The sequence below is a fragment of the Clostridium sp. AM58-1XD genome (genome assembly GCF_003464085.1).
Lineage (GTDB): Bacteria > Bacillota > Clostridia > Lachnospirales > Lachnospiraceae > Lachnoclostridium_A.
In genome coordinates this window covers 71,958-94,189 of record NZ_QSDR01000012.1, presented here as the reverse complement: position 1 = coordinate 94,189, position 22,232 = coordinate 71,958, and the positions used below count along the sequence as shown (strand labels likewise).

Sequence of the window (22,232 nt, the reverse complement as noted above, 5' to 3'; positions counted from 1 at the left end):
ATCACACTCCCACAATCCAATGACTAAAGGATACCACATAAATTGTCATTTGTCCTGCCGAAAGCCTTATCTTTCATGGAAAAATCCTTCTGACGAACGTTACAGTTTCTTACAGTCTGTCAAAATTCCTTAAAAAGCGCATTTTTTCAATGGCTTTCTCGGCCTTCCACCAGTTTTCACTGACGGCAAATTCTTTCGCATATGGTTCGCACATCTGGAACCAGGTCCAGGTAATATTCCATACGCCGCCTGGATTTCTCGTATCGATCAGATAATCCAGTTCTTTTTCCACTATTTCCTCATTGCCATGGTATAAAGGGCTGTCTAAAGAAGGGATGACCTCGGAAGGCCTTACCGTGTAAAAGGCCCATTTTTCCTGATCACGCTCAATTGCACAGTTTGCCAGCTCCAGCGTTCTGGCTTTCAGGCCTTGGCAGTCGAAACGATCCGACAATCCGCTTTCTTCAATTACATGAATCAGCATATTTAAGCCTCCCACGCCCATTTCTCCAAAATCTTCCGTACGCTTTGCGCGGTCCAGTACCTTTTCTGCATAGCGGCATGCTTTGTTAAATACCTTTGAATTCCTGCTTCCATATCTCAAAATATACGCGCACAGTCCTGCCGTTACTCCCATGCTCTGGACTTCATTTACCTTTTCGTCATAACTCCACCACGGCGCCCGTGGATATCCGTCGTTGGACGGTACCGCAAAAAGCCACCCGTCTTCCGTACAGTGCGCATCGCTTTCCAGATAACGGAATATTTCCTGTTCCATCTGACAACCGGTTCCCGACATACCGATTTCTCTCAGAATGCCTGCGGCATTCATCGTCGCATACGGAGTTGACTCCGGATTCCAGCAGTCCGGTTCGATTCCATTGCCGAATCCCCCGTCCTCATTCTGATAAAATTTTAATATTTCCGCAGCCTTTTCTGCACTTCCTTCTTCAAAATAAAACTGCCACAGCGCCAGTTCCAGCGGTCTGGCGTTGCGGTAGATCCATGCTCTGATTTCATCATATGCTTTTGTGCCCAGTCGTTTCATCTTGTCCTCCTGTATTTTAAAAATTTTCTCCATAAATATTGTACAGGAAAAAACGGCCGTCTGTATTGGAAAAAAACGACATCCAGCTTCATTTACCGATGCTGGCTGCCGCAATCTTTCTGGCCTGGTCAGGAGATACGCCATGAAAACGTTTAAATTCGTTCAGCAGATGGGACTGGTCGGAATATCCGTAGCGGTAAACCGCATCCTGCACTGCAAATGATTTCTGCTCAACAATATCTTTCCACACATTCTGATATCGTACCATATTTGCCATGCGTTTTATGGAAGCGCCTGTCTCCTGCTGAAAAATCCGTTCCATCTGCCTCTGGCTGATACAGCTGTATTCACAAATCTCCTTGACGGACGTCCGGCCGGATGAAGCCAGTATCTGCTGTACGGAATTGTACAGGTTGGAATTGTACCGGCTGCTGTCCAAGTGACCAAGCAGATAATTTTCCATCCATACAATTTTCTCTCTTATGGACTCCAGGCCGGCGAATGTTTCCATACAGGAGGACCAGCCCGTCTCAATCATGGAAAAATCCATCATCTGATTATAGATTTCTTTCATATTCATATTGATAAATAACCGGACTGCCCAGAAATGGAACCGGACTGCAAAGCTGGATACCACATCATTGCCGCTTCTCCTGCCTACGAGAAAGGAATGGTCCTGGATTCCGCATATACGGCTTGAAATACTCTGTTTCGTATGATTGATCTCAATAATAACATCTACGCTGGTATCCGGAATTACCAGCACCTCCTGGTCTGCCGTTCCTTCTTTTGTCCGTTCCATCCCCCAGAAACAGACTATATATGGTTTCAATGCTTCACATGGAGCATATTCCGTGTACGCAGAGCTGCGCAGGAACGGCCGCGATGTCAGCGGCCGGTATATTTTGTGAAAAGAAATCATAACCTCAGCCTGTCCTTTACAAGTTTTTTCGTTTTTCCCCTCAGTACCCCATCTTTTTCAGCCCGCTTACAAGACCGATATAAAATTCCCTTACATCAAAATCGCTGATGTTTTCCCGGTTCAGATCGATCATGTCCCCATGCGAAATGCCCCTCCGGCCTTTCGTGGTCAAAAATGTAAAATTCTCTCCCCACGGAAAGGAATTTTCAGCCACAAGCCCGTCATTGGCACCGTCGAAATACTTTACGAGCTGATAGGAGAAGTTAAGTGGAAAACGACCGCTGGATGCTACGTTCAGCTTAGATCCCACACTCTGATAATAAACGTCCGGACAATCCAGAACATATTCGTTGAACTCCCTGCATACAGACGCCCTCAAATCGCTCACCGCTGCAATAAAATCCGGATTTTCGTCGCCCATCTTTCTCAATGTGGCATTGTATCCTTCAGCCACTTTTTCTTTGAGAGCCTGGGGCACCTTCGTCAGCAGATAGTCTGCAAATACACAGCCTCTGTGAGGGGTATTCACTGTAGTAAGAGTTGCGACATAGGAATCCATTCCGAGCATACGGATGGCATATCTGCAGTCCAGCCCCCCTTTGGAGTGTGCAATCACATTCACTTTTTCAACGCCCTCTTCTCTCACAATCTGCCTGATCCGTTCTGACAGTTCTCTTGCACTGTCCTTTACGGACGACGCGGACTGATGATTTCCGTAATAAATTCTGGCTCCGTTCTGTTCCAGTTCTTTCGGAATACGTCCCCAGTAGTTAAAGTATTTAAAATCTCTGAAAAATACGCCGTGGACCATGAGAATCGGATATTTTGTATTACAGATTTCCTCTTCTCTTCTGGATTCATTCAGGCGGATTCTATAGGCTTCAAACTCCGTCTCATTCCACGCCAGCCGTATTATTTTCGACAGCGCCAGAAGGTTTGCAATCGGAATCCATCCACAGATAATTCCGATCGCCCTCCATTTTACTCCGATCTGGGCCGACGTGCAGTAAACCCGTATGATCCCGTTCCAGAATACAGCTGCTTCTGCCAGAATAACAGTCATAAGGCCGATAAACCAGGTCATTTTATCTGAGGGGAACAGTACCGGTATCATCATAAGCAAAAATACTACCGATGCCGCTGCTGAAATCAGAAACAGAATTAATAGTTCACAGCCTTCCGCACAGATTCTCAGCCTTTTCTGAGGCAGCCTTCTGCTGTATGCAGATGGAATGATATTAATCAGCAAAAATCCAATGATTAAGGGAAGAGACCACCACGGCTGTATGTAGCTGACTGTCAATATCGGAATGTTTGCCGTAAGAAAAATTATAATAGAAAAAATCATCCGCACAGCATATTTCTTTATCTGATTCATCGATACGCTCCATTCCTGTTTATTAATCTGTAAGTTTCATTTTTCTAAATTATATCACAGATGAAACCGCTATGCCAGATCAGACGGCTGATTGTCAGAATCAGATCTTTCATTATGCACACGATTACAGCGGTCAAAAAAAGGAACCGCCACCGCACGTGTCATAAAACCGCTCTTTGTACCAGTCCTATATTCTTTTTTGTATAATGGTATGCCTCTTCCATACATTCCTCCATTTTATCAAATGTAAGAAGACCGGCTTTTTTTGTGAGTTCCGGTTTTAACAATACATCTTCTCCCCGCGTTCTGCAGTCTTTCAGGCTGCTGCTCATGAGTGAAAAGGAATGCGAAAGGATTTCGAAAATCGTATCGTCTTCCGGCATTTCATAGTCTGAGCCAATATCCACTGCCACCACCTTTCTGGCGCCGACCGCCTTCATCAGATCAACAGGAAGATTGTCTACCACTCCTCCGTCTACCAGACAGCAGTGATTCAGATGCACAGGCCGGAAGACGCCTGGTACGCTGCTGCTGGCCATCATAATATCACAGAGTCTGCCTTCTGCCACCCACCGGATCCGCTGATTTTTTACCATATGCGCAGGCTTTGAGCGTTTTTCCTTTCCTTCTGTTTCTGCCCTCCCAATCCGGTTGGTAAAGCAGATCGTATCCCCGCTGATCAGATCGACAGCAGGAATAAGAAGATCCATTTTAATGTCTTCCAGACGTTGATTCCTTGTAATTTTACAAAAATAGTGTTTCAGGCGTTCCCCTTTCAATAAACCGGACAGTCCGGTTTTATCTCCTCGAATGGTCTGGGGAATCAGACGTACAAGTTCCTTAATGTCAGGATCCAGATATTCTTTTCCATGGACTGCCATATGATGTACAAAATCGCACAAGGCCTCCGCTCTCATTCCCGAGGCAAAACACCCTGCCGCAATACTGCCTGCACTGGTCCCTGCGATAAAATCAGGAAGCATTTTTTCTTCTTCCAGAGCAAGCAGGACCCCTGCGTGAGCCGCTCCTCTTGTACCGCCGCCGGCAAGCGCCAATCCATATTTCATGTTCACTCCCGCATTCCACAATGTTCGCATCTTCGTATACTATATGAACACGAAAACGAAGGGTGCCTTCAAAAACAGAACCAGATATAAATATTTGCACAATTCAACAAATAGCATGACTTATTATCATATTTCATATATAATGAGAACATAGAATGAAACCACAAATTATTTTTTCCGTTATTTTCCATATTAAGGAGTTATTATGAGTCTGCGTCAAATAATGTCACGCCTGCAAAATTCTATCTATGCTCAATCCGTGCGGCACGGCCTGACACTGGCCATCCCATTTCTGATCATGGGATCTTTTTCTCTGCTGATTACGAATTTTCCTCTTGCCTGCTACCAGGATTTTATCGGTACCTGGCTGAACGGGGCGCTTCCTGCAGTTCTTGGCACTATGTATCAGATCAGCCTTGGCTCTCTCGCCTGGTACTCACAATTACGATCAGCATTTCTTATGGACAGCTGACGGAAACGGATCAGTTTCTGCTGTATCCAATTGTGGCCGTCTGTTCCTATCTGGCCTTCTGCGGCGGCATTGAAAATCAAAGCGACTATATTTTCGATGCGGAATGGGTATTTACGGCTATGATTATCACAATGCTGTCCTGTGTCCTGTTTCAAAAGACGCTGCAGATCGGGCGGCGTTTTGAAAGGCTGCATACGACAGGCGCTGACTATCTGTTTAACATTTCGATTCAAAGCCTGATTCCAACGATTATCATTACCATATTGTTTGCCGCTGCCGGTTATCTGATCCGTATGGCATGGGGAAACAGTAATATTACAAATTTTGGTTCCTACATGTTCTTGAGACTGTTCAATAAGATCAGTGGAAACCTCCTGGGTATTTTACTCTACGTAGTGATTACCCATCTCCTGTGGTTTATGGGAATTCACGGAACAAATACGCTGGAAGCCGTATCGAGGCAGCTGTTTGAGCAGAATGTGGAAATTAACCAGACTCTGATTATGGCCGGGCAAATGCCTACGGAAATTTTTTCAAAAACCTTTCTGGACACCTTTGTATTCTTGGGCGGCTGCGGAACTGCTTTAAGTTTTGTTCTCGCACTTTGTATAGCCTCAAAACAGAGCCATAACCGGAAAATTTCTTATGTGGCACTGCCGTCCGCGCTGTTTAATATCAGTGAAATTGCAGTATTTGGTTTTCCGATTATATTCAATCTCACGATGATCATCCCATTTATCCTGACTCCTGTCATACTGACATTTACCAGCGCTCTTGCGATTAAGGCAGGCCTCGTTCCTGCCGTTACACAGTCTGTCGAATGGACCGTTCCCGTTCTGCTCAGCGGATACCAGGCCACCGGTTCCATTACAGGTAGCCTTCTGCAGCTGGTCAATCTGGTCATTGGCATTGTGATCTATATCCCATTTATCAGGCGCAGTGAACAGCAGGAAACCAGTAACTTCAAGCAGGCAGTACGTCAAATGGAACGGGATATGCCTCTGGAGAACGCCACGGCACCACCCCTGTTTATCTCAGCAACAAATATCCATGTTATTACTATGCCAAAACCCTTTCCCTGGACTTAAGCAATGCCATCAAGCGCGGCCAGATTCAGCTGTTTTATCAGGCACAGATATCCAGCCGCGGCCAGCTGCACGGTATGGAGGCCCTACTGCGCTGGAACCATCCTGTGACCGGATATATAGCTCCTCCTGTTTTGATCCAGCTGGCCTATGAAAACGGTTTGCTAAACGAACTGGGCTATTATCTGATTGACCTGGCCTGCCTGGATGCGCAGAACATGCAGAAATCCATCGGAAGCGACGTCCGCCTTTCCGTCAACATTTCATCGAAGCAGATTATCGATGACGGTTTCTTTGTCAATGTGCTCGCAATCATAAGGAAATACCATTTAAAGGGGATACATTTTGTACTGGAGATTACGGAGCGGGCCGCCATGGAACTGTCCGACGATCTGAAAAAAGAGATGGAACAACTTCGGAACCAGGGAATTGAATTCAGCCTGGATGATTTTGGTATGGGGCATAATTCTCTTATCCAATTACAGGAGGGATTTTTCAATGAGGTGAAGCTGGACGGCCATTTAGTATCTCAGCTGCTGGTGAATGAAAGCACCAGAGAAATCGTATCTGGAATCGTTCAGATGTCAAATCGGCTGAATTGCCGCACCATCGCTGAATTTGTGGAGACAAAAGAGCAAAGGGATGTTCTTTTGGATTTAGGCTGTAATATCTATCAGGGATATTATTACAGCAGACCCCTGCCTCCCCAGGAATTTGCAGATTATATTACAAAGCTGCCTGTAAACGAGCCTGAAACGAAGCTTAACAGCAGCATTCCTGTCTCATAATACAGGCACCGACAAAAAAGAGGCGCTGCAATACTTTTTAATTTATTGCAGCGCCTCTTTATTTGTCACAGGCAAGATCTATTCGTTCCACGTTCCATTCTTCGTCCGAAACTTCGATCAGCGCCATCGTAACCGGCAGGTGAAATCTCCTGGGACCACAGCTTCCCGGATTCAGAATGATCTTCCCGTTTTCATTTATTTCCTCATACTTATGGGAATGGCCGTATATGACGAGGTCATAGGGCGTCAGATCGTCAGGGAGCTGCTTCTTATCATGGGTCATGAAAAGCTTCAGTCCAAACAATTCCATGCACAGTTTTTCGGGAATCTTAGCTGCCCATTTTCCATCGTTATTTCCTCTGACTGCATGGACATCGGCGATTTTCTCCAGTTCGTTTAATACATCCTTCCTGTTCAAATCGCCGCCATGCAGTATCACCTCACATGTACTCAACCGCTCTCTCACCTCATCTCTGATGAGTCCATGAGTATCCGAAATCACTCCGATTCTGTGAATCCCGCTTCCCATATGATTCTCCTGTCATTCTGCCGAATTTAACCGAAAATTTTTGCGGCGTCGGCCATATTCTTTATGATTGGAACGCTGAATGGACAGCGTTTCTCACATTTCCCACATCGGATACAGTCTTTTCCTCCATGGGCCAGTCCTGAATAATGTGATCTGACGGACGGCAAAACATTGCTCTCGTCCAGACGTGCAATATCCAGATATTTATTGACTGCCGCAATATCTATTCCGGCAGGGCATGGCTGGCAGTGGCTGCAGTAGACACAGTTTCCGGCAAAATCATTACGCATCGTATTCATGACAGCTGTATAATCCCGTTCCTCATCACTCGTATCCAGATATGTTACGGCATCCAGTACTTCTGCGCGTGTTTGGCAGCCCAGCATGACGCTTGCGACCGCCGGACGTGTCAGGGCGTAATGGACGCACTGAGGTACTGTCAGCGGCTTGTCAAAAGGCGTATGTTCTGCTGATATCAGTTTTCCCGCCCCCAGCGTTTTCATGACTGTGATTCCTATATTCTTCTGCTCACACAAGGCGTATAAGGCCGCTCTTGTAGGGTCAAAACCGCGGAACGCCTCCCGATCCAATCCCTGGTTCAGTTCATCCAGAGCGTTTGTTTCCGCAGGGTAAAGGTCAAAGGCCAGGTTGATACTGAACATCATCATTTCCGGCAGCCCTGTATTGATCACACGCATTGCCATATTGGGATTGTGAGAGCTGAATCCAATATGTTTTATGTCCCCTTTCTGTTTCAGCTGCTGGACATAATCGGCAAATCCCGTTTCAAAAACGCCCTTGTAATCCTCTTCCGAATCAATAAAAAACATCATTCCAAAGTCTATGTAGCCAAAAATCCGAAGCAGATTTTCGAAATACTTCTTAACGACAGGCAGATCGCGGCATATGTCATACTGCTGCCGGATATCCGTAGAGCCGATATGCCCCTGTATCATAACCTTGTCCCTGCGGCTGCCAAGAGCCCTGGCTATATTTTCCCGTACCTCGTTTCCCGGCATAAATACGTCCATCATATTGATGCCGTTTTCGAGAGCCGCATCGATGGTTTCTTTCACCTGGTCGAATGGCTTTCCATCCAGATGTTCACATCCAAGTCCTATAATGCTGCTGTGTTTCCCTGTTTTTCCTATTTCTCTGTATTCCATGTGTTCCCCGCCTTTCCTCTGATTACCTAAAATGGTCTTTCCAGCTGCCTATGGTATGATTCCTTTATAAGTATGATTTCATACGTCTGTTATGGAATTTACCAAATCTATAAATTCCGATGTTCCCTTAGCCATATGAACATGAACTGGCTCCAGTGGGTCGCTTCCATTTGCCCAGAAATATATAACATAGGCTCCAATCCTAAAAATTTGCGGCATTATCAAATCCTCCTTCTCTTGCAAGACGGATTATAATATGTGCTGTTGATTCTAAGAACTCCCGGAATTTCTTTATATCTTCATCAATAAAACCTTCAATATTCTTCCACTGATAATCAGGCAGATAACATTCAGCGGACAAAAAACCGCCTTCTACTGGCTTTTTGATATATACCTTTACAGTCTCCTTGCCATTATCCTCAAGAATCTCAGAATGTACAATTTCCGTATCATCTTCCAGTGTCATAAATGGATACATCATATCTATCACCTCACATATACATTACTCACCATGTCCTTCTGACTTCACTTACATTATAAGATATTCAATCCTCTATATCAAGGCCACCATTCCTAAATCTCACACTCATGGCTCTCCCACTACTTATGATACGGCTCCCCGCTGATAATCCGATAGCTCCTGTACACCTGCTCCAGCAGAATCACTCTCATAAGCTGATGAGGAAATGTCATTTTGGAAAAGCTCAGCTTGTAGTCCGCCCGCTTCATAACAGCCTCCGACAGCCCGAGAGAGCCTCCGATCACAAATACAATATGGCTGATCCCGGATATTCCCAGCCTGTCGATCTTTTCAGCAAGCTGCACGGAATCCAGCATCTCCCCCTCAATTGCCAGGGCGACTACATAAGCGCCTTCCCTGACCTGCGCCAGAATCCGCTCGCCTTCCTTATCCTTTATCTTCTGTTCTGCTGCCTGTGAGGCACCGTCAGGCGTCTTTTCATCGGCCACCTGAAGGATTTCCAGCTTACAGTATTTTCCAAGTCTCTTCACGTACTCCGCTATGGCCTGCTCATAGAATTTCTCTTTTATTTTTCCCACTGTAATAAGTGTAATTTTCATCGTTCAAACTCCACAATCATATCGTACCAGACAGCGCCGCCGTGGACAGACCTGGAAATCCCAAGATCCTGTATCCGAAACCGGAATAATAAGGAATTAACCGTTCCTTGCAGGTCAGAATCATTCCCTTTCTGCCTCTTTCCCTGGCTGTTTCCATAAGTCTTTTCATGAGAGCTGCTGCAATTCCCTTTTTCTGATATGCCGGCAACACATCCAGGCCAAACACGCTCTGATATGCGCCTTCCTTTTTGTGCAGCCCCGTGTCTTCAAACATTTCGTCACAAATTGTCCGTTCATCCGTCACCGCTCCATTGATAAAACCAACGATGGTTCCGTCTGCTTCGGCTACCAGGAAGCTCTCCGGAAATGATCTGATCCGTTCTTCAAAAGACTCCCTGCCCGCCGCTTCCGCCGCCGGAAAACAGATCTTCTCCACTTCCGTTACATGATCCAGATCTTCTGGCCGTACTTCTCTGATTTTGTAGTCCATCTCATTCTCTCCTTCTTTGGTCTGCCTGTATCCACTTCATGGATACAAAGCCGCTCTGCGGCCATTACGCCATATATACAGATTTTTCAACATTACTGCAATACAAAAAGCGGCAGGAAAACCACGCCTTGCTCTGCGGCAACAGCCGTTTTAAGCAGCATCCAGTCCTTCCTGCCGATCATACTTTTCTGTAAAACACTTTCTCTTCTGTTGCCGTCAGACTCTGAAATAATACCCCACGCCCCATTTGGTGTGAACGTACTTCGGATCACTCGGGCTCGGTTCAATCTTTTCCCTGAGCCGTCTTACGTGTACATCCACAGTCCTCACGTCTCCATTATCCATGGCCTTATTGCCCCATACATAAGTGAGGAGCGCTTCCCTGCTGTAAACCTTATTGGGATTGCACACTAAAAGCTCCAGCAGGTCGAATTCCTTGGCAGTCAGGTTGATCTCCCTCTCGCCGATGAATACGCGGCGTCCCTCCGTATCCAGCTTCAGATCGCCCGCCGTCACCACTTTGTTCTCCTGCTGCCTCATATTCTTCGCTTTTTTGGCGTTACGTCTCATAATCGCCTTAATTCTGGCCTTCACCTCAAGGATATTAAAGGGTTTCGTAATGTAATCGTCGGCTCCATACTCCAGACCGAGGATTTTATCCATGTCATTGCCCTTTGCCGTAAGCATGATAATCGGCATCTCAGAAAACTCTCTAATCGCCTGGCATACTTCATAACCGTCATGCTCAGGAAGCATTACGTCCAGAAGGACGATGTCATACTCCTTTTCCCTCGCCATATTGATGGCTTCTTCTCCATCATAGGCACAATCTACTTCCATTCCCTCCTGTTCCAGGCTGAAACGAATCCCTTTTACAATCAATTTTTCATCATCAACTACCAATGCTCTAGCCATTGCCCTATCCTGCTCTCCTTATACACTAATCTTATCTTTCATCTTTTGAAAGGCCGCCTCCTTGATTCCCGGGACTTTTTTAATGTCCTCGATCGTGCGAAACGGTCCGTTTTCCTCCCTGAACCGGATGATATCTTCTGCTCTCGCTTCTCCGATTCCGCTGAGGGTCATCAGCTGTTCTCTGGTAGCCGTATTCAGATTAACCGTACCGTCAGAAGGGTTTCCTCCTTCCGGCGTCAAACCTGATTTTTCCGCCTCCTCATAAGAAGGCACAACGATTTTCATTCCGTCCTGCACGCATCCGGCCAGATTCAGATACTCTGCCGCCGCTTCATCCGTCAGCCCCCCTGCTGCTTCCAGGGCCTGAAAAATACGGCTTCCCTCCTCCACCTGGTAAACTCCCGGTACCGCTACTTCACCGCAGATATGTACATAGCAGAGAGACGGTTCGGTCTCCGGCTCTCCGCTTCCAGAACTGTCAAAAGCGCCTTCTGATAAATCATCCTGCGGCGCTTCCTCATAACTGACAACCTGGCTTAAAGCCTCATTTTTGTCCATATTGTAAAATATGCCTGCACATGCCATACATATCACTGCAAAAATCAGCTTTCCATATTTTCCTTTCATGGCTCTTCCACCTTTCACTTCAGGCGGATACCATATTCAGTCTGATAGTCCTATTTTACATAAAACAGGTTAATAAATCAATATCGAAAAATAATAATTCCCACAATTGCAACAGCCGCTCCAATTGCTTTTTTCCATTCAAAAGGAGCCTTATCAACGCCAAAAAGACCAAACAGCTCGATTCCATATGCAATTATAATCTGTGCAACGACAATTAAAAGGGCGGATTTGGCCGGACCAAGGCTCCCGACGCTCTTAATTACCGTATAAGTTATAAAAGCTCCCAGCACGCCTCCGATCAACACATACTTCGGTGTAACAGAAACCAGGCCTGTAACGCTTTCACGTCCCGTAAACAGCCATATTATCAGGCATGTAATAAATGCGGTCAGCTGTACCCAACCTGCTGATACCCAAACACTCGTCTGCTTTGTCACTTCCGTATTAAATACGCCCTGAATGCTCATAAGTGCGCCGGAAAGAAGCGCAATGATAATTCCCCACATATTATATTCCTCCATACTATTCCGTTTGGCTTTAGTATCTTTCCAATTCTGTAAAATATACACTGACATACAGGTGTCCAAAATAAAGTTATGGAAGACATGGGGCATTTTCTGTGGTTTTATATTAAGATTTTCAATGGCGTTTTGCCAGTGCCGCCCTTACCAGATGGTTTGCCAGAACCGATGTGGTCACCGCTCCCACACCTCCAGGCACAGGAGTCGCCATGGCCGCCTTTTCCTCGATCGATTCAAAGTCCACGTCGCCGCAGAGCTTTCCGTTTTCATCCACATTTATTCCCACATCGATGACAACGGCATGATCTCCTACATAGCTTCCGTCCAGCATCTTTGCACGTCCCGCGGCAGCGACAAGGATTTCCGCATTGCGGCACGTCTCTTTCAGGTCTTTTGTCTTCGTATGACATACGGTCACAGTTGCATTCTCCTTCAGAGCCAGCATAGCCAGAGGCTTGCCCACCACCATACTCCTGCCTACAATTGTCATCCTCTTTCCTTCTGCAGAATATCATTTGCTTTCAGGACTTCGATCACTGCTTCCGCCGTACATGGAGCAAAACCGCCCCTGTCCCCTGCAAATACCTTAGCGATATTTTCGGGGGATATCCCGTCCAGATCCTTTTCCGGTAAAATCATTTTCTCGATGTCTTTTTCCCTGATCTGGCGTGGAAGCGGTCTCAAAAGCAGAATACCGTCCACCGCGCTGTCTCCGTTGATTCTGCTGAATTCTTTCTTAAATTCCTCATCGCTGATATCTTCCGGGAATGCGTAAGCTTCTGCCCTCAGTCCCAGCTTCTCCATTTTCTTTAACGCTCCACGTTCATAGGAGACATCATCCGGCCTGCTGCCTACTCGGACGATTGCCAGCTTCGGAATGCAGCCATCCAGTTTTCTGATGCCTTCATCAATTTCTTCTTTTATCTTTGCAGCGACATCTGCCCCTCTTAATATGATCATCCTTCCGACGTTCCTTTCCTCTTAACTGCAGAGCCCTTCCAGCACCTGACCGTAAATCTCATCTGCCTTTTTCGTACCGACTTCGATCATTGTCTTTGCCCGTTTATTCAGCTCATCCGCCTTATCCCTGTTTCTCATGGATTTCGTATTGATAAATACGTTCATTGCCGCACCTGTAAGGGCCGCCCGGATAAACTGCACGCCGACTCCCACGTCACTGACAGCCATACGGCTCCCCTTTTCGGCCAGAACACCCATGATCAGGAGCATTTCCAGGCTGCGCTCCATCAGCTGAATCGGTACGAGGCTGGCCCCCAGCAAATTCATTTCCATAATATCTTCTTTATATTTCTGCTCAGCTTCATTTCCTGCCGGCATACTGTAAGCAGCTGCCAGAGGCGCAAATACGGCTGCATCTTTATCTGCCAGATCCACAAATTCCTTCTGAAGTTCCTTCATCCGTTCCAGAAGCTCCCCGATCTCTTCTTCGACATCCGCATACCGTTTTTTTCCTATTGTAAGATTAGCTACCATCTGGCCCAGACCATTGCCAATCGCTCCCCCAATCGCTGAAGCCCCGCCGCCGCCCGGTACAGGCGCCTTTGAAGACAGTACATTTAAAAATTCTTCTATTGTATTCTTCTCCGTCATATCGTGGTCCCTTCCCTTCACTTTTATTTGCAGATAATCATAACATTATTACCTGCAAATTCCTAGTAAAATATGCATGCATTTTCGAATATTATTATGAATTTTCTGCCTACGTTTCTGGATTCCTTCTTAATTTTTCTTATGGCGCCTCACAATTTCGCTCTGCATATTTATTATAATTATTCACTTTATCTGCATACTATTCAAAAATTTAGGAAAAATAGTTCATTTTATACTTGATTTTTGCAGAAAGATGTTGTATATTTATGAAAGCTTAAAAATAGTAAATTTATATAACGATGACAATATATGAGGAGGATCTATCATGAAAGAGAAAGTTATTTTGGCATATTCCGGCGGTCTTGACACAACAGCTATTATTCCGTGGCTCAAGGAGCATTTTGATTACGATGTTGTCTGCTGCTGCATCAACTGCGGACAGGGAAATGAACTGGATAATCTGGATGAGCGTGCAAAGCTTTCCGGCGCATCCAAATTATATGTAGAAGATGTGATCGATGACTTCTGCGACAATTATATCGTTCCATGCGTACAGGCTGGTGCCGTATACGAAAACAAATATCTCCTTGGCACTTCCATGGCCCGTCCGGCAATTGCAAAACGTCTCGTGGAAATTGCAAGAAAAGAAGGCGCTGTTGCCATCTGCACGGTGCTACAGGAAAGGGAAATGATCAGATCCGTTTCGAGCTCGGTATCAAGGCACTCGCTCCTGACCTTAAAATCATCGCTCCATGGCGTATGACCGACATCTGGACCATGCAGTCACGTGAAGAGGAAATCGAATACTGCAAGCAGCATGGCATTGACCTTCCGTTCTCTGCTGACAACAGCTACAGCCGTGACCGCAACTTATGGCATATCAGTCACGAAGGTCTGGAGCTGGAAGATCCGGCGAATGAGCCGAATTATGACCACCTTCTCGTTTTAGGCGTTACACCGCAGAAAGCTCCTGATAAGGAAACGTCCGTGACCATGACTTTTGAAAAGGGAGTTCCAACCAGCATCAACGGCCAGAAGATGAAAGTTTCTGAAATCATCACGGAGCTCAACAAACTGGGCGGCGAAAACGGCATCGGCATCGTCGATATCGTTGAGAACCGCGTTGTAGGCATGAAGTCCCGCGGCGTCTATGAGACTCCTGGCGGAACCATCCTGATGGAAGCTCATCAGCAGCTGGAAGAACTTGTTTTAGACCGTGCGACTCTGGAAGTAAAAAAAGACATGGGCAATAAATTCGCCCAGATCGTATATGAAGGAAAATGGTTCACACCACTGCGTGAGGCAATCCAGGCTTTCGTAGAATCCACACAGGAATATGTAACCGGTGAAGTTAAGTTCAAGCTTTACAAGGGCAACATCATCAAAGCAGGAACGACTTCCCCATACTCCTTATACAGCGAGTCCCTGGCTTCCTTCACAACGGGCGATTTATACGACCACCACGACGCAGACGGATTCATTACACTGTTCGGACTTCCTTTAAAAGTTCGGGCTATGAAGATGGCTGAAGCAGAAAAAAATCAGAATAAATAGTAAGGCAAAAAGAAAGGGACCGTATGACGAGGCAATGGCCAAATCATACGGTCCCTTTCTTTTTGCTGTCGGGGTGACGGTTGGCGGCAGGTTAATGCACTGTGCTGTCCGGCGCTGCCGACCGCTCACCTATTTTCCACGGCGTCGGACACTGATTTGATCGTACCTATGATCTTAATATTTCCGCCGTCTTTAAACATACCGGAGCAATTATACTGCCAGACACCTTTTTCCAAAGGGATTTCTTCCGTCATATCATCAGAACCGATCGTAACCCGGTGTTCCTTCCCATTCGGGTCAAATAAAAACAGATCTACGGACCCGCCTTTTATATCCGAGGTTACATTTAAGATTAATGTTTGATCAGGTTCCGCTTGAAAAGAGCCGGATTCAGCTATGTTCTTCTGGCCAGCATGATTGGCCAAATTTATAACGGCATTCTCCTCAGAAATGATCCTGCCGCTCGTATCATATGAACTGTCATTCCCGGAAACTGTTGCCGCGAATGCCGTCGTTATCCCAAACGATCCTATGATAATCCCTGCTGCTAAACTTTTTATGTTAAACTTTTTCATATATGCCTCCATTCTCAGAATTAAAGTGATGCAGATGGACTGCCACCGCTAAAACAGTGGTATTCTGCTCTCATTTTCCGGCAGTACCAAAAAGAGAGCTCCAACATGCGCCTCACTGGCTCATGCGTAGCGCTTCTGGGCGCGGTACATCATGACTGCTGAAAAGCCGACAGCTATGAAGAATGTAAGCAGGCCCATATAAATCAGTTCCTCTTTCCCTAAAATATAGAACAGAATCCAGAACGCTCCCATAGATAATGCCCCTAATCCGTCTAGGGCGCACGCTTTTCCCATCTGCTGCGTGTATTCTTCCACGTCCTCCTGTTTTACCTTATCGTGGCGGTAAATGCAGATCAGGTTGATCTTCTGCTTCCACCATATCCGAAATCCCAGGGCCATCCCGGCAGCCCCTGCAATGATACAAATAATACCGCCGGCCATCAAACCTTCCATCATCCTCGCCTCATTCCCTTACTATTTTATCTGTTCTCTATTTTACTACGCTTCTCCGCATTTCACAATCATTTTTCATGAAATACACTGTACTTCCTGACGCAGCTATGATAAAATAACCACATAGCGATATTTTATCAGCGCATGCCGATTTCTGCGTTCACCTCGGAAATCCGTATGTCAAAATCCGCCGGAGGCTCATAACCGCTGTGCGGCTATGATAAAATAATCTCAAATATTAAAGGAGGTTTTTTTATGGAAAATAACACACAACAATTCTACAGCCAGGCATATGATACCCCAGCGGAGACCCTCGGCAAATATACAGCCAAGACATTCGGCTGGATGTTCGCCGGACTGCTGGTTACGTTCCTGGTTGCTTACTTCGGATATGCCACCCGGACAATCGTTTATGTATTCACAATCCCATATGCATACCTTGTTCTGGCCGGCGTTGAGCTGGTAGTCGTCATTTATTTGTCCGCCAGAATCCAGAAGATGTCCGTACTTACTGCGAAAGTCCTGTTCTTCCTATATTCCATGTTAAATGGAGTTGTTTTTTCAGCGTACTTTCTGATTTACGGAATGCTTGACCTGATCCTGGTTTTCGCCGCAACTTCTCTGTTCTTCGGAATCATGGCGGTATTGGGGTATGTAACGAACGCAGATTTCAGCCGGATTCGTCCGTTCCTGACCGCAGGACTTCTCTTCCTCATCGCCTTCTGGGTTCTTTCTATGTTTATCAATTTAAGCCAGTTTGAAACCATCGTATGTACAATCGGCATTTTCATTTTCCTGGTGTTCACAGCATACGATACCCAGAAGATTAAAGCATACCATGCTTATTACGGTTCCAATCCGGAGATGGCTGCCAAGGCGTCAATCTTTTCTGCTCTTCAGCTCTACCTGGATTTCATTAACCTGTTCCTGTACTTAATTAGAATTCTTGGCAGAAAGAAATAAATATTATGAAATGATAACCTGTTCACGAAGGGTGCAGGTCACCGAATCAGATTAGAGAGTGTTGCGAAAAGCAGCGCTCTCTTTTTTACTTTCTAGGAAATACCTTGTTATTGTAAAGTGATAAAGTGTATGATTTCCTAGAAAGCAAAAACGCTCCGCTATGGAGGCGCATTCGCGCGAAAGGAATTATGTCGCTAATGCGACCGCGCTCAGCGCGAGAGTTCCGCTTGCGGAACTCTTTGTTCCTTTCTAGGAAAGACCTTGTTATTGTAAAGTGTTAAAGTGTATGATTTCCTAGAAAGCAAAAACGCTCCGCTATGGAGGCACAGGGTCTGACCCAGCGGAGTGCGGCCTCGCACGCAGCGAGGTCACTGCGGCGGAAGGGAATCAAGTCGCTGAAGCGACCCGCCGCAGGCGTGAGAGTTTCACTTGCGGAACTCTTTATTCATGTATTTATAGAATGAATTTCATTCATTTACAATCTTCCATGCATGTGATATAATCAGATATAGGACCGTATGTTTCTTAATACAGAATAAACAGGAGAATTTATCATATGCGTATAATAAAAAATCCGGAGGATCGCAAACGGGAGATTCTGGAAGCCGCCATACACGTTTTTGCCAAAAAGGGATATGACAAAACGTCCATTTCGGATATTGCGGCCGAAAACGGTATTTCTCAGGGACTTTGTTACCGCTATTACTCTTCCAAGGAAGAAATTTATGACGCTGCGATTGAGGAGTATGCGAATTTTATTGTCAGAGAAAATCTGCGCCATTATCACCTGGAAGGTAAGACTTTAAAGGAATTGATCTGTTCGATGAGCGGCCGGGGGATGACTGAAGGATCTGCCGAAAAGGGGCGGCCAGATCTGTTTGAGCTGTTTCATAAGGCAGAGAATAGAAAGCTCCACGACCAGCTCTTCCTCCTAGTTGGGCAAAAATTACTTCCTATTGTAACCGGACTTTTAGAAGCGGCGGCTGAGGGCGGAGAAATACAGCTGTCCGATTTGAAGGCCGCCGCCTATTTCATCGTTTTTGGGCAGATCGGAATCCTAATGGATCCAAGTATGGATAGCGATGAAAAGACACAGCGGATACAAAATTGTCTGATTGAATTGTTGAAACTATAAAACAGCCGTCCCAGATAAAGGCAATATTCAACAGCACTTTCATCTGGGATTATTAAAAGGATAACAATGAATAAAATTCATTCGTTAATGAAGAGAATAGGGAGATCACAATATGGAAAATACGATGAGTAATATAATGAATGATATCAATAGCAAACATATCCTTTTCAAAAGCAGGTACGCAGTAACATATAAACGGGAACTGGAGTCCTTATTAGGTATCAATCAATCGGCTGAAATTATTCATACGGCAGTGCTTATATTTGACGTCCTCAAAGAACGATATCCCCATCTTTTAAAGAAAGAACAGTTTCACACTTATACCAATATTTTTCCTGTCATTGCCTTTTATAAAGCGCTGACGGAGCACGGCATTGATTCCCCTATGGCGATTCTGGAAAAGGGAGCCGCAGAGATTTCCTGCAAGAAGGGAAAGTCTTATTCAAAGATTGTGAGTATGCCGGGAATGAAAGGAATCTTTTTAAAGATGTTTTCAGGAGGCGTCAAAACATTATTTGGGGAGGCAGCCGGATTCCGCCAGGAATTTCTTAAAAACGACAGGCGTTCTTTGGAATTTAACATCACCCAATGCCCCTATCAGTTTTATTGCGAAAAGGAAGGCTGCCCAGAGCTGGTACACATATTTTGTCAAAATGATGAGTACGCTTACGGACATCTGCCGGGCATTACGTTTATAAGAATCCAAACCTTAGGAACCGGCGGAGAACTGTGCGATTTCAAGTTCCGGCGGACCGTATAATCACGGATCGTATAATGAAATATATCGGTGAAGGGCACAGCAATGCCGTCAAAACCGGACTTCCTTCCAGGGGGTGAAGCAGCCAAAAGGCGCTGTATCCGGTATTGACGGCATGTTTTGATGCCGTTTCTTTTATTTTAATATAATACACACGGGACTCTCGGTTTTGATATTCTTTCCCGTGTAACTCAGACTTCCGTCTTCGCTGTCGATGTGAAACAGTTCAATCGTGTCGCTTTCCTCATTGGCAACCAGGATATTCTTTGCTTCCACGTCAAACGTCATGAATCTCGGAATATCGCCCCGGCAGGAAATGCACCCTGTCATTTCCAGGCCGCCGTCTTCCAAAACACGGAAGGCCGCCACGCTGTTATGCGTCCTGTTCGTCGAGTACACGTATTTTCCAGACGGATGGAGAAGGATTTCTCCCGCCTGGCTCTCCCCCTTATAATCAGCTGGGAGTGTGGATACGGCGCTTTGATATTCCAGCTTCCCCTCCACTTCGTAAAACCTAAGGACATAAATACTGTTTCCCTTTTCATTCAGCACATAAATATGCCTGTTATCCGTCTGCACCACGAGATGCCTGGGCTCCTTATCGTCACCAATATCAAACCGCTGCAGCTGTTTTAACTCTCCGTCTTCCAGTATACGGAAAAGATAAACCGCTCCATATCCTTTTCCCCTGCCCTGAGTCGCTGCAAACAGATACTTTCCTGTCCGGTCGAGCACGCAGTGATGGGCGTGGGAAAATCCGTTTTCTGTCATACCTGCCAGCGGAACGCGAAAAACAGGCTGTGTGAGGCTGCCGTCTTCCCTGATCTTCAACGTGCTCAACGTTCCGCCCTGCAGAGAAGCCACAAACAGATACTCCCCTGTCCAGTCCGTGATGGAAGCCACCGGATTTTTGCCGCCGGAAGAAACCGTATTCAGGTAAGTCAGTTCTCCAGTGCTGTCGTCAATTCTGTAGGAACTGACCTCCGTGAAGTCGCCGTGTACCGCATATAAAAAATTTTTTTCTTTACCAAAACAAAGCCAAGAGGGATTGTTTTCATGCTCCATGATCTGAATCAGTTCCCATCCCCCTGCCTGGCCGTCCGTCCTGTAAACGCTGATCCCTTTTCCTCTCGCATTCCGTTCTCTCGTCGTCCTGCAGCCGATATATGCCAAACTCATGTGACCGCCTCCGTTCTTTTTCCTGCCGTTTTCTTCTCATATATCAATAATACCATGAAAATAACGATCGCAGTTACCGATGGTATAACAAAAGGCGTTACCATCACGGCACCGGCCAGAATGCAGACGGCCTGCTCCCACTTACTGAAAGTTCTTTCCTTAAATCCCGCTACTCCTATGGAAACTGCATAGACGCCGATGGATGCGGAAACAAAGGCAAAAATTGTATTTCCTGCGGAGCTTCCCGCCATAAGCAGAAGTCCGTTGCAGTAGACAAATGCAAATGGAATGATGAAAACCGGAAGTGCGATCATACAGGATAAAATTCCCGTCTTAAACCAGTTGGATTTCGCCAGGCTCGAACTGACATAAACAGCCGAACAGACTGGCGGAGTAATGTTAGAAAGTGCGGAATAGTAAAATACAAACATATGAGCTGCCATTACGGTAATACCCAGCTGTACCAGCGGCGGAACGAGGACGGCCGCTCCGATTACATAGGCTGCTGTGGCTGGAAGACCCATTCCTAAAATGATGCAGACGATCATCGCCATAATCAGGCAGATAAACAGATTGCCCGCTCCCAGAGAAACGATCAGGTCGGAAAGCTTCAGCCCAAAACCGGAGAAGTTAATAAATACAATTACAACCTGAGCGCTGACCATCAGACATGTCATGGAAATCATCGCCTTGGCGCTCTCGTCACAGATCGTCAGAAAGGATTTTCCCGTAACCTTAACAGCTGCGCCTGCGCCTTCCTTCCACGGCACATAACACAGAAGATATAGAAGAAATCCGATCACAGATGCGTAGCAGGCCGCCAGTACCGTGGAATAGTTGTTAATGACAAAGAACAGGAAAATAGCGATTGGGGCTATAATCGTCACGTATTGTCTGGCAGAAATCTTCTCATTTACCTGTGCCTCGCTTCCCCTGATCCCATATCGCTTGGACTGGTAATGGATGGCGATCAGCGCTCCTGCATAGAACAAAAATGCCGGAAAAATAGCCGCCTTTGCAATGTCGGAATACTTTACGCCGATGATCTGTGCCATGATAAACGCGCCGGCTCCCATAATCGGAGGCATAATCTGCCCTCCTGTAGAACCGATCGCCACGGTCGATGCCGTCCATTCCCTGCTGTAGCCGGCCCGCTCCATCATCGGTACGGTAAAAGAGCCTGTAGCCAGCACATTTGCTACCGGCTGGCCGGAGATCATTCCGAACAGCCCGCTGCCTACGAGTGCAACTTTTCCCGCTCCACCGATCGTCTTTCCTACGGCCTTCTGCCCGATTTTAATAAATGTTTCTGCACCACCTGTTTCACTCAGCATACTTCCAAATATACCGAACATCGCCAAAAGATTGGCCGACAGTCCTGTCATCGTTCCCCATACGCCGTTTGTGGTATGGTAGAAATATTGGAATATCATGTCCAGCGTGAAACCTTTATGCTTCCACATTCCCGGAAAATAGGGGCCGAACAGCCCGTATCCCAGGAAAATGGCCGCCATTACGATAAATACATATCCTACGGTTCGCCTGCCCGCCTCTAATACGAGAATGCACAGGGCAAATGCAAAAAACTTGTCCATCGGATTCATCCATACAAGTGGGTTCCATACTAATTTTTTATTCATAAGCGCCACATAGATACACGCTGCGGCGGCTATCATGCTGAACAGAATATCGTAAATAGGCACTTTATCCAACGCCTGCTTCTTAGAAGCCGGTTTTAGCAGAAAACACAGCGTCAATACGAACGAAAGGTGGATGCTCCGCTGAAGCGCGTCGTCCAATATTCCAAATCCTGCCGTATATATCTGAAATCCTACAAGAAGGACGGAGAATATCGTAATGAAGTTCCGCCATGCTTTTGATAATTTTCTCATTATTCTTCCCTACACCTGTCCTCTC

Annotated in this window: 24 protein-coding genes and 2 pseudogenes; 7 read left to right on the top strand and 19 right to left on the bottom strand. The window is 46.0% G+C overall.

Going from position 1 to position 22,232, the window contains the following annotated elements; translation table 11 throughout:
• Positions 1 to 109: 109 nt before the first annotated feature.
• The 4 genes from DXA13_RS09255 to DXA13_RS09240 all read right to left on the bottom strand — a co-directional run bounded on the left by DXA13_RS09255 (position 110) and on the right by DXA13_RS09240 (position 4,415).
• Positions 110 to 1,048 (bottom strand): hypothetical protein, encoded by a 939-nt coding sequence (locus tag DXA13_RS09255; RefSeq protein WP_118243694.1) that lies wholly within the window; start codon positions 1,046 to 1,048, stop codon positions 110 to 112.
• 88 nt (positions 1,049 to 1,136) lie between these two features.
• Entirely contained in the window at positions 1,137 to 1,970 is an 834-nt protein-coding gene (locus DXA13_RS09250) for a helix-turn-helix domain-containing protein (RefSeq protein ID WP_118243692.1), read from the bottom strand.
• Between the two features lie 40 nt (positions 1,971 to 2,010).
• On the bottom strand, positions 2,011 to 3,348 hold the full coding sequence (locus DXA13_RS09245) for an alpha/beta hydrolase (RefSeq protein WP_118243690.1): 1,338 nt from the start codon (positions 3,346 to 3,348) through the stop codon (positions 2,011 to 2,013).
• A 161-nt stretch (positions 3,349 to 3,509) separates the two neighbouring features.
• On the bottom strand, positions 3,510 to 4,415 hold the full coding sequence (locus DXA13_RS09240; protein ID WP_118243688.1) for a patatin-like phospholipase family protein: 906 nt from the start codon (positions 4,413 to 4,415) through the stop codon (positions 3,510 to 3,512).
• Positions 4,416 to 4,620: 205 nt separating this feature from the next.
• On the opposite strand from DXA13_RS09240, the gene DXA13_RS23015 reads away from it, so the two are divergent.
• The 3 genes from DXA13_RS23015 to DXA13_RS23005 are packed head-to-tail and all read left to right on the top strand — an operon-like array spanning position 4,621 to position 6,760.
• Positions 4,621 to 4,887 (top strand): hypothetical protein, encoded by a 267-nt coding sequence (locus DXA13_RS23015; protein ID WP_347559794.1) that lies wholly within the window; start codon positions 4,621 to 4,623, stop codon positions 4,885 to 4,887.
• A 32-nt stretch (positions 4,888 to 4,919) separates the two neighbouring features.
• Entirely contained in the window at positions 4,920 to 5,975 is a 1,056-nt protein-coding gene (locus tag DXA13_RS23010; RefSeq protein ID WP_347559793.1) for a PTS transporter subunit EIIC, read from the top strand.
• Positions 5,966 to 6,760, top strand: coding sequence for an EAL domain-containing protein (locus tag DXA13_RS23005; RefSeq protein ID WP_347559798.1), 795 nt, complete (start codon positions 5,966 to 5,968; stop codon positions 6,758 to 6,760). The genes DXA13_RS23010 and DXA13_RS23005 overlap by 10 nt, the downstream gene beginning before the upstream one ends.
• Positions 6,761 to 6,818: 58 nt before the next feature.
• On the opposite strand, the gene DXA13_RS09230 is transcribed toward DXA13_RS23005, so the two are convergent.
• The 11 genes and pseudogenes from DXA13_RS09230 to DXA13_RS09185 all read right to left on the bottom strand — a co-directional run bounded on the left by DXA13_RS09230 (position 6,819) and on the right by DXA13_RS09185 (position 13,699).
• Complete coding sequence (locus DXA13_RS09230; RefSeq protein ID WP_118243686.1) at positions 6,819 to 7,289, bottom strand: metallophosphoesterase family protein; 471 nt, start codon at positions 7,287 to 7,289, stop codon at positions 6,819 to 6,821.
• Positions 7,290 to 7,315: 26 nt separating this feature from the next.
• Positions 7,316 to 8,455 carry an aldo/keto reductase gene (locus DXA13_RS09225; RefSeq protein WP_118243684.1) on the bottom strand — a complete coding sequence of 380 codons (1,140 nt, stop codon included), beginning with the start codon at positions 8,453 to 8,455 and terminating at the stop codon, positions 7,316 to 7,318.
• Positions 8,456 to 8,657: 202 nt separating this feature from the next.
• Positions 8,658 to 8,936: a hypothetical protein gene (locus tag DXA13_RS09220; protein WP_118243682.1), complete on the bottom strand. Its 279-nt coding sequence runs from the start codon at positions 8,934 to 8,936 to the stop codon at positions 8,658 to 8,660.
• Positions 8,937 to 9,055: 119 nt separating this feature from the next.
• Complete coding sequence (gene rlmH / locus DXA13_RS09215) at positions 9,056 to 9,535, bottom strand: 23S rRNA (pseudouridine(1915)-N(3))-methyltransferase RlmH (protein WP_118243680.1); 480 nt, start codon at positions 9,533 to 9,535, stop codon at positions 9,056 to 9,058.
• Positions 9,532 to 10,025 (bottom strand): annotated as a pseudogene (locus DXA13_RS09210) (GNAT family N-acetyltransferase). Before DXA13_RS09210 ends, rlmH begins: the two are co-directional and overlap by 4 nt.
• Positions 10,026 to 10,241: 216 nt before the next feature.
• Entirely contained in the window at positions 10,242 to 10,940 is a 699-nt protein-coding gene (locus DXA13_RS09205; protein WP_118243678.1) for a response regulator transcription factor, read from the bottom strand.
• Positions 10,941 to 10,958: 18 nt separating this feature from the next.
• A complete protein-coding gene (locus DXA13_RS09200; RefSeq protein ID WP_118243676.1) occupies positions 10,959 to 11,567 on the bottom strand; it encodes a helix-hairpin-helix domain-containing protein in 609 nt (202 codons plus the stop codon).
• Positions 11,568 to 11,644: 77 nt separating this feature from the next.
• Positions 11,645 to 12,073 carry a DMT family transporter gene (locus DXA13_RS09195; protein ID WP_118243674.1) on the bottom strand — a complete coding sequence of 143 codons (429 nt, stop codon included), beginning with the start codon at positions 12,071 to 12,073 and terminating at the stop codon, positions 11,645 to 11,647.
• 133 nt (positions 12,074 to 12,206) lie between these two features.
• Complete coding sequence (locus DXA13_RS23000) at positions 12,207 to 12,578, bottom strand: hypothetical protein (protein ID WP_347559792.1); 372 nt, start codon at positions 12,576 to 12,578, stop codon at positions 12,207 to 12,209.
• Positions 12,575 to 13,048 (bottom strand): tetrahydrofolate dehydrogenase/cyclohydrolase catalytic domain-containing protein, encoded by a 474-nt coding sequence (locus DXA13_RS22995; RefSeq protein ID WP_347559791.1) that lies wholly within the window; start codon positions 13,046 to 13,048, stop codon positions 12,575 to 12,577. The genes DXA13_RS23000 and DXA13_RS22995 overlap by 4 nt, the downstream gene beginning before the upstream one ends.
• A gap of 21 nt (positions 13,049 to 13,069) precedes the next feature.
• Positions 13,070 to 13,699, bottom strand: a complete 630-nt coding sequence (locus DXA13_RS09185) for a cyclodeaminase/cyclohydrolase family protein (protein ID WP_118243672.1) — start codon at positions 13,697 to 13,699, stop codon at positions 13,070 to 13,072.
• 325 nt (positions 13,700 to 14,024) lie between these two features.
• Here DXA13_RS09185 and DXA13_RS09180 point away from each other — a divergent pair.
• Positions 14,025 to 15,253, top strand: a pseudogene (locus DXA13_RS09180) (argininosuccinate synthase).
• A gap of 125 nt (positions 15,254 to 15,378) precedes the next feature.
• Here the strand turns inward: DXA13_RS09180 and DXA13_RS09175 are convergent.
• Both DXA13_RS09175 and DXA13_RS09170 read right to left on the bottom strand, forming a co-directional pair.
• Positions 15,379 to 15,828 carry a hypothetical protein gene (locus tag DXA13_RS09175; protein WP_118243669.1) on the bottom strand — a complete coding sequence of 150 codons (450 nt, stop codon included), beginning with the start codon at positions 15,826 to 15,828 and terminating at the stop codon, positions 15,379 to 15,381.
• A 120-nt stretch (positions 15,829 to 15,948) separates the two neighbouring features.
• Positions 15,949 to 16,284, bottom strand: a complete 336-nt coding sequence (locus DXA13_RS09170) for a hypothetical protein (RefSeq protein ID WP_118243667.1) — start codon at positions 16,282 to 16,284, stop codon at positions 15,949 to 15,951.
• A gap of 252 nt (positions 16,285 to 16,536) precedes the next feature.
• Here DXA13_RS09170 and DXA13_RS09165 point away from each other — a divergent pair, with 252 nt between their 5' ends.
• The 3 genes from DXA13_RS09165 (at position 16,537) to DXA13_RS09155 (ending at position 19,139) form a co-directional block, all read left to right on the top strand.
• Positions 16,537 to 17,244: a Bax inhibitor-1/YccA family protein gene (locus DXA13_RS09165; protein WP_118243664.1), complete on the top strand. Its 708-nt coding sequence runs from the start codon at positions 16,537 to 16,539 to the stop codon at positions 17,242 to 17,244.
• Between the two features lie 556 nt (positions 17,245 to 17,800).
• Positions 17,801 to 18,379, top strand: coding sequence for a TetR/AcrR family transcriptional regulator (locus DXA13_RS09160; RefSeq protein ID WP_118243662.1), 579 nt, complete (start codon positions 17,801 to 17,803; stop codon positions 18,377 to 18,379).
• 112 nt (positions 18,380 to 18,491) lie between these two features.
• A complete protein-coding gene (locus DXA13_RS09155; RefSeq protein WP_118243660.1) occupies positions 18,492 to 19,139 on the top strand; it encodes an L-2-amino-thiazoline-4-carboxylic acid hydrolase in 648 nt (215 codons plus the stop codon).
• Positions 19,140 to 19,271: 132 nt separating this feature from the next.
• Here the strand turns inward: DXA13_RS09155 and DXA13_RS09150 are convergent, their stop codons facing one another.
• Complete coding sequence (locus DXA13_RS09150) at positions 19,272 to 20,315, bottom strand: lactonase family protein (protein WP_118243658.1); 1,044 nt, start codon at positions 20,313 to 20,315, stop codon at positions 19,272 to 19,274.
• Positions 20,312 to 22,207 (bottom strand): TRAP transporter fused permease subunit, encoded by a 1,896-nt coding sequence (locus tag DXA13_RS09145; RefSeq protein ID WP_118243656.1) that lies wholly within the window; start codon positions 22,205 to 22,207, stop codon positions 20,312 to 20,314. The genes DXA13_RS09150 and DXA13_RS09145 overlap by 4 nt, the downstream gene beginning before the upstream one ends.
• Positions 22,208 to 22,232 lie beyond the last annotated feature (25 nt).

Bases quoted from the DNA above. Each gene is read 5' to 3' on its own strand.
- DXA13_RS09200 (WP_118243676.1), bottom strand. From the start codon at position 11,567: ATGAAAGGAAAATATGGAAAGCTGATTTTTGCAGTGATATGTATGGCA.
- DXA13_RS09220 (WP_118243682.1), bottom strand. From the start codon at position 8,936: ATGATGTATCCATTTATGACACTGGAAGATGATACGGAAATTGTACAT.
- DXA13_RS09245 (WP_118243690.1), bottom strand. From the start codon at position 3,348: ATGAATCAGATAAAGAAATATGCTGTGCGGATGATTTTTTCTATTATA.
- DXA13_RS22995 (WP_347559791.1), bottom strand. From the start codon at position 13,048: ATGATCATATTAAGAGGGGCAGATGTCGCTGCAAAGATAAAAGAAGAA.
- DXA13_RS09185 (WP_118243672.1), bottom strand. From the start codon at position 13,699: ATGACGGAGAAGAATACAATAGAAGAATTTTTAAATGTACTGTCTTCA.
- DXA13_RS09205 (WP_118243678.1), bottom strand. From the start codon at position 10,940: ATGGCTAGAGCATTGGTAGTTGATGATGAAAAATTGATTGTAAAAGGG.
- DXA13_RS09255 (WP_118243694.1), bottom strand. From the start codon at position 1,048: ATGAAACGACTGGGCACAAAAGCATATGATGAAATCAGAGCATGGATC.
- DXA13_RS09165 (WP_118243664.1), top strand. From the start codon at position 16,537: ATGGAAAATAACACACAACAATTCTACAGCCAGGCATATGATACCCCA.
- DXA13_RS23000 (WP_347559792.1), bottom strand. From the start codon at position 12,578: ATGACAATTGTAGGCAGGAGTATGGTGGTGGGCAAGCCTCTGGCTATG.
- DXA13_RS09175 (WP_118243669.1), bottom strand. From the start codon at position 15,828: ATGAAAAAGTTTAACATAAAAAGTTTAGCAGCAGGGATTATCATAGGA.
- DXA13_RS09170 (WP_118243667.1), bottom strand. From the start codon at position 16,284: ATGATGGAAGGTTTGATGGCCGGCGGTATTATTTGTATCATTGCAGGG.
- DXA13_RS09195 (WP_118243674.1), bottom strand. From the start codon at position 12,073: ATGTGGGGAATTATCATTGCGCTTCTTTCCGGCGCACTTATGAGCATT.
- DXA13_RS09160 (WP_118243662.1), top strand. From the start codon at position 17,801: ATGCGTATAATAAAAAATCCGGAGGATCGCAAACGGGAGATTCTGGAA.
- DXA13_RS09155 (WP_118243660.1), top strand. From the start codon at position 18,492: ATGGAAAATACGATGAGTAATATAATGAATGATATCAATAGCAAACAT.
- DXA13_RS09240 (WP_118243688.1), bottom strand. From the start codon at position 4,415: ATGAAATATGGATTGGCGCTTGCCGGCGGCGGTACAAGAGGAGCGGCT.
- DXA13_RS09150 (WP_118243658.1), bottom strand. From the start codon at position 20,315: ATGAGTTTGGCATATATCGGCTGCAGGACGACGAGAGAACGGAATGCG.
- DXA13_RS23015 (WP_347559794.1), top strand. From the start codon at position 4,621: ATGAGTCTGCGTCAAATAATGTCACGCCTGCAAAATTCTATCTATGCT.
- DXA13_RS09250 (WP_118243692.1), bottom strand. From the start codon at position 1,970: ATGATTTCTTTTCACAAAATATACCGGCCGCTGACATCGCGGCCGTTC.
- DXA13_RS09145 (WP_118243656.1), bottom strand. From the start codon at position 22,207: ATGAGAAAATTATCAAAAGCATGGCGGAACTTCATTACGATATTCTCC.
- rlmH (WP_118243680.1), bottom strand. From the start codon at position 9,535: ATGAAAATTACACTTATTACAGTGGGAAAAATAAAAGAGAAATTCTAT.
- DXA13_RS09225 (WP_118243684.1), bottom strand. From the start codon at position 8,455: ATGGAATACAGAGAAATAGGAAAAACAGGGAAACACAGCAGCATTATA.
- DXA13_RS09230 (WP_118243686.1), bottom strand. From the start codon at position 7,289: ATGGGAAGCGGGATTCACAGAATCGGAGTGATTTCGGATACTCATGGA.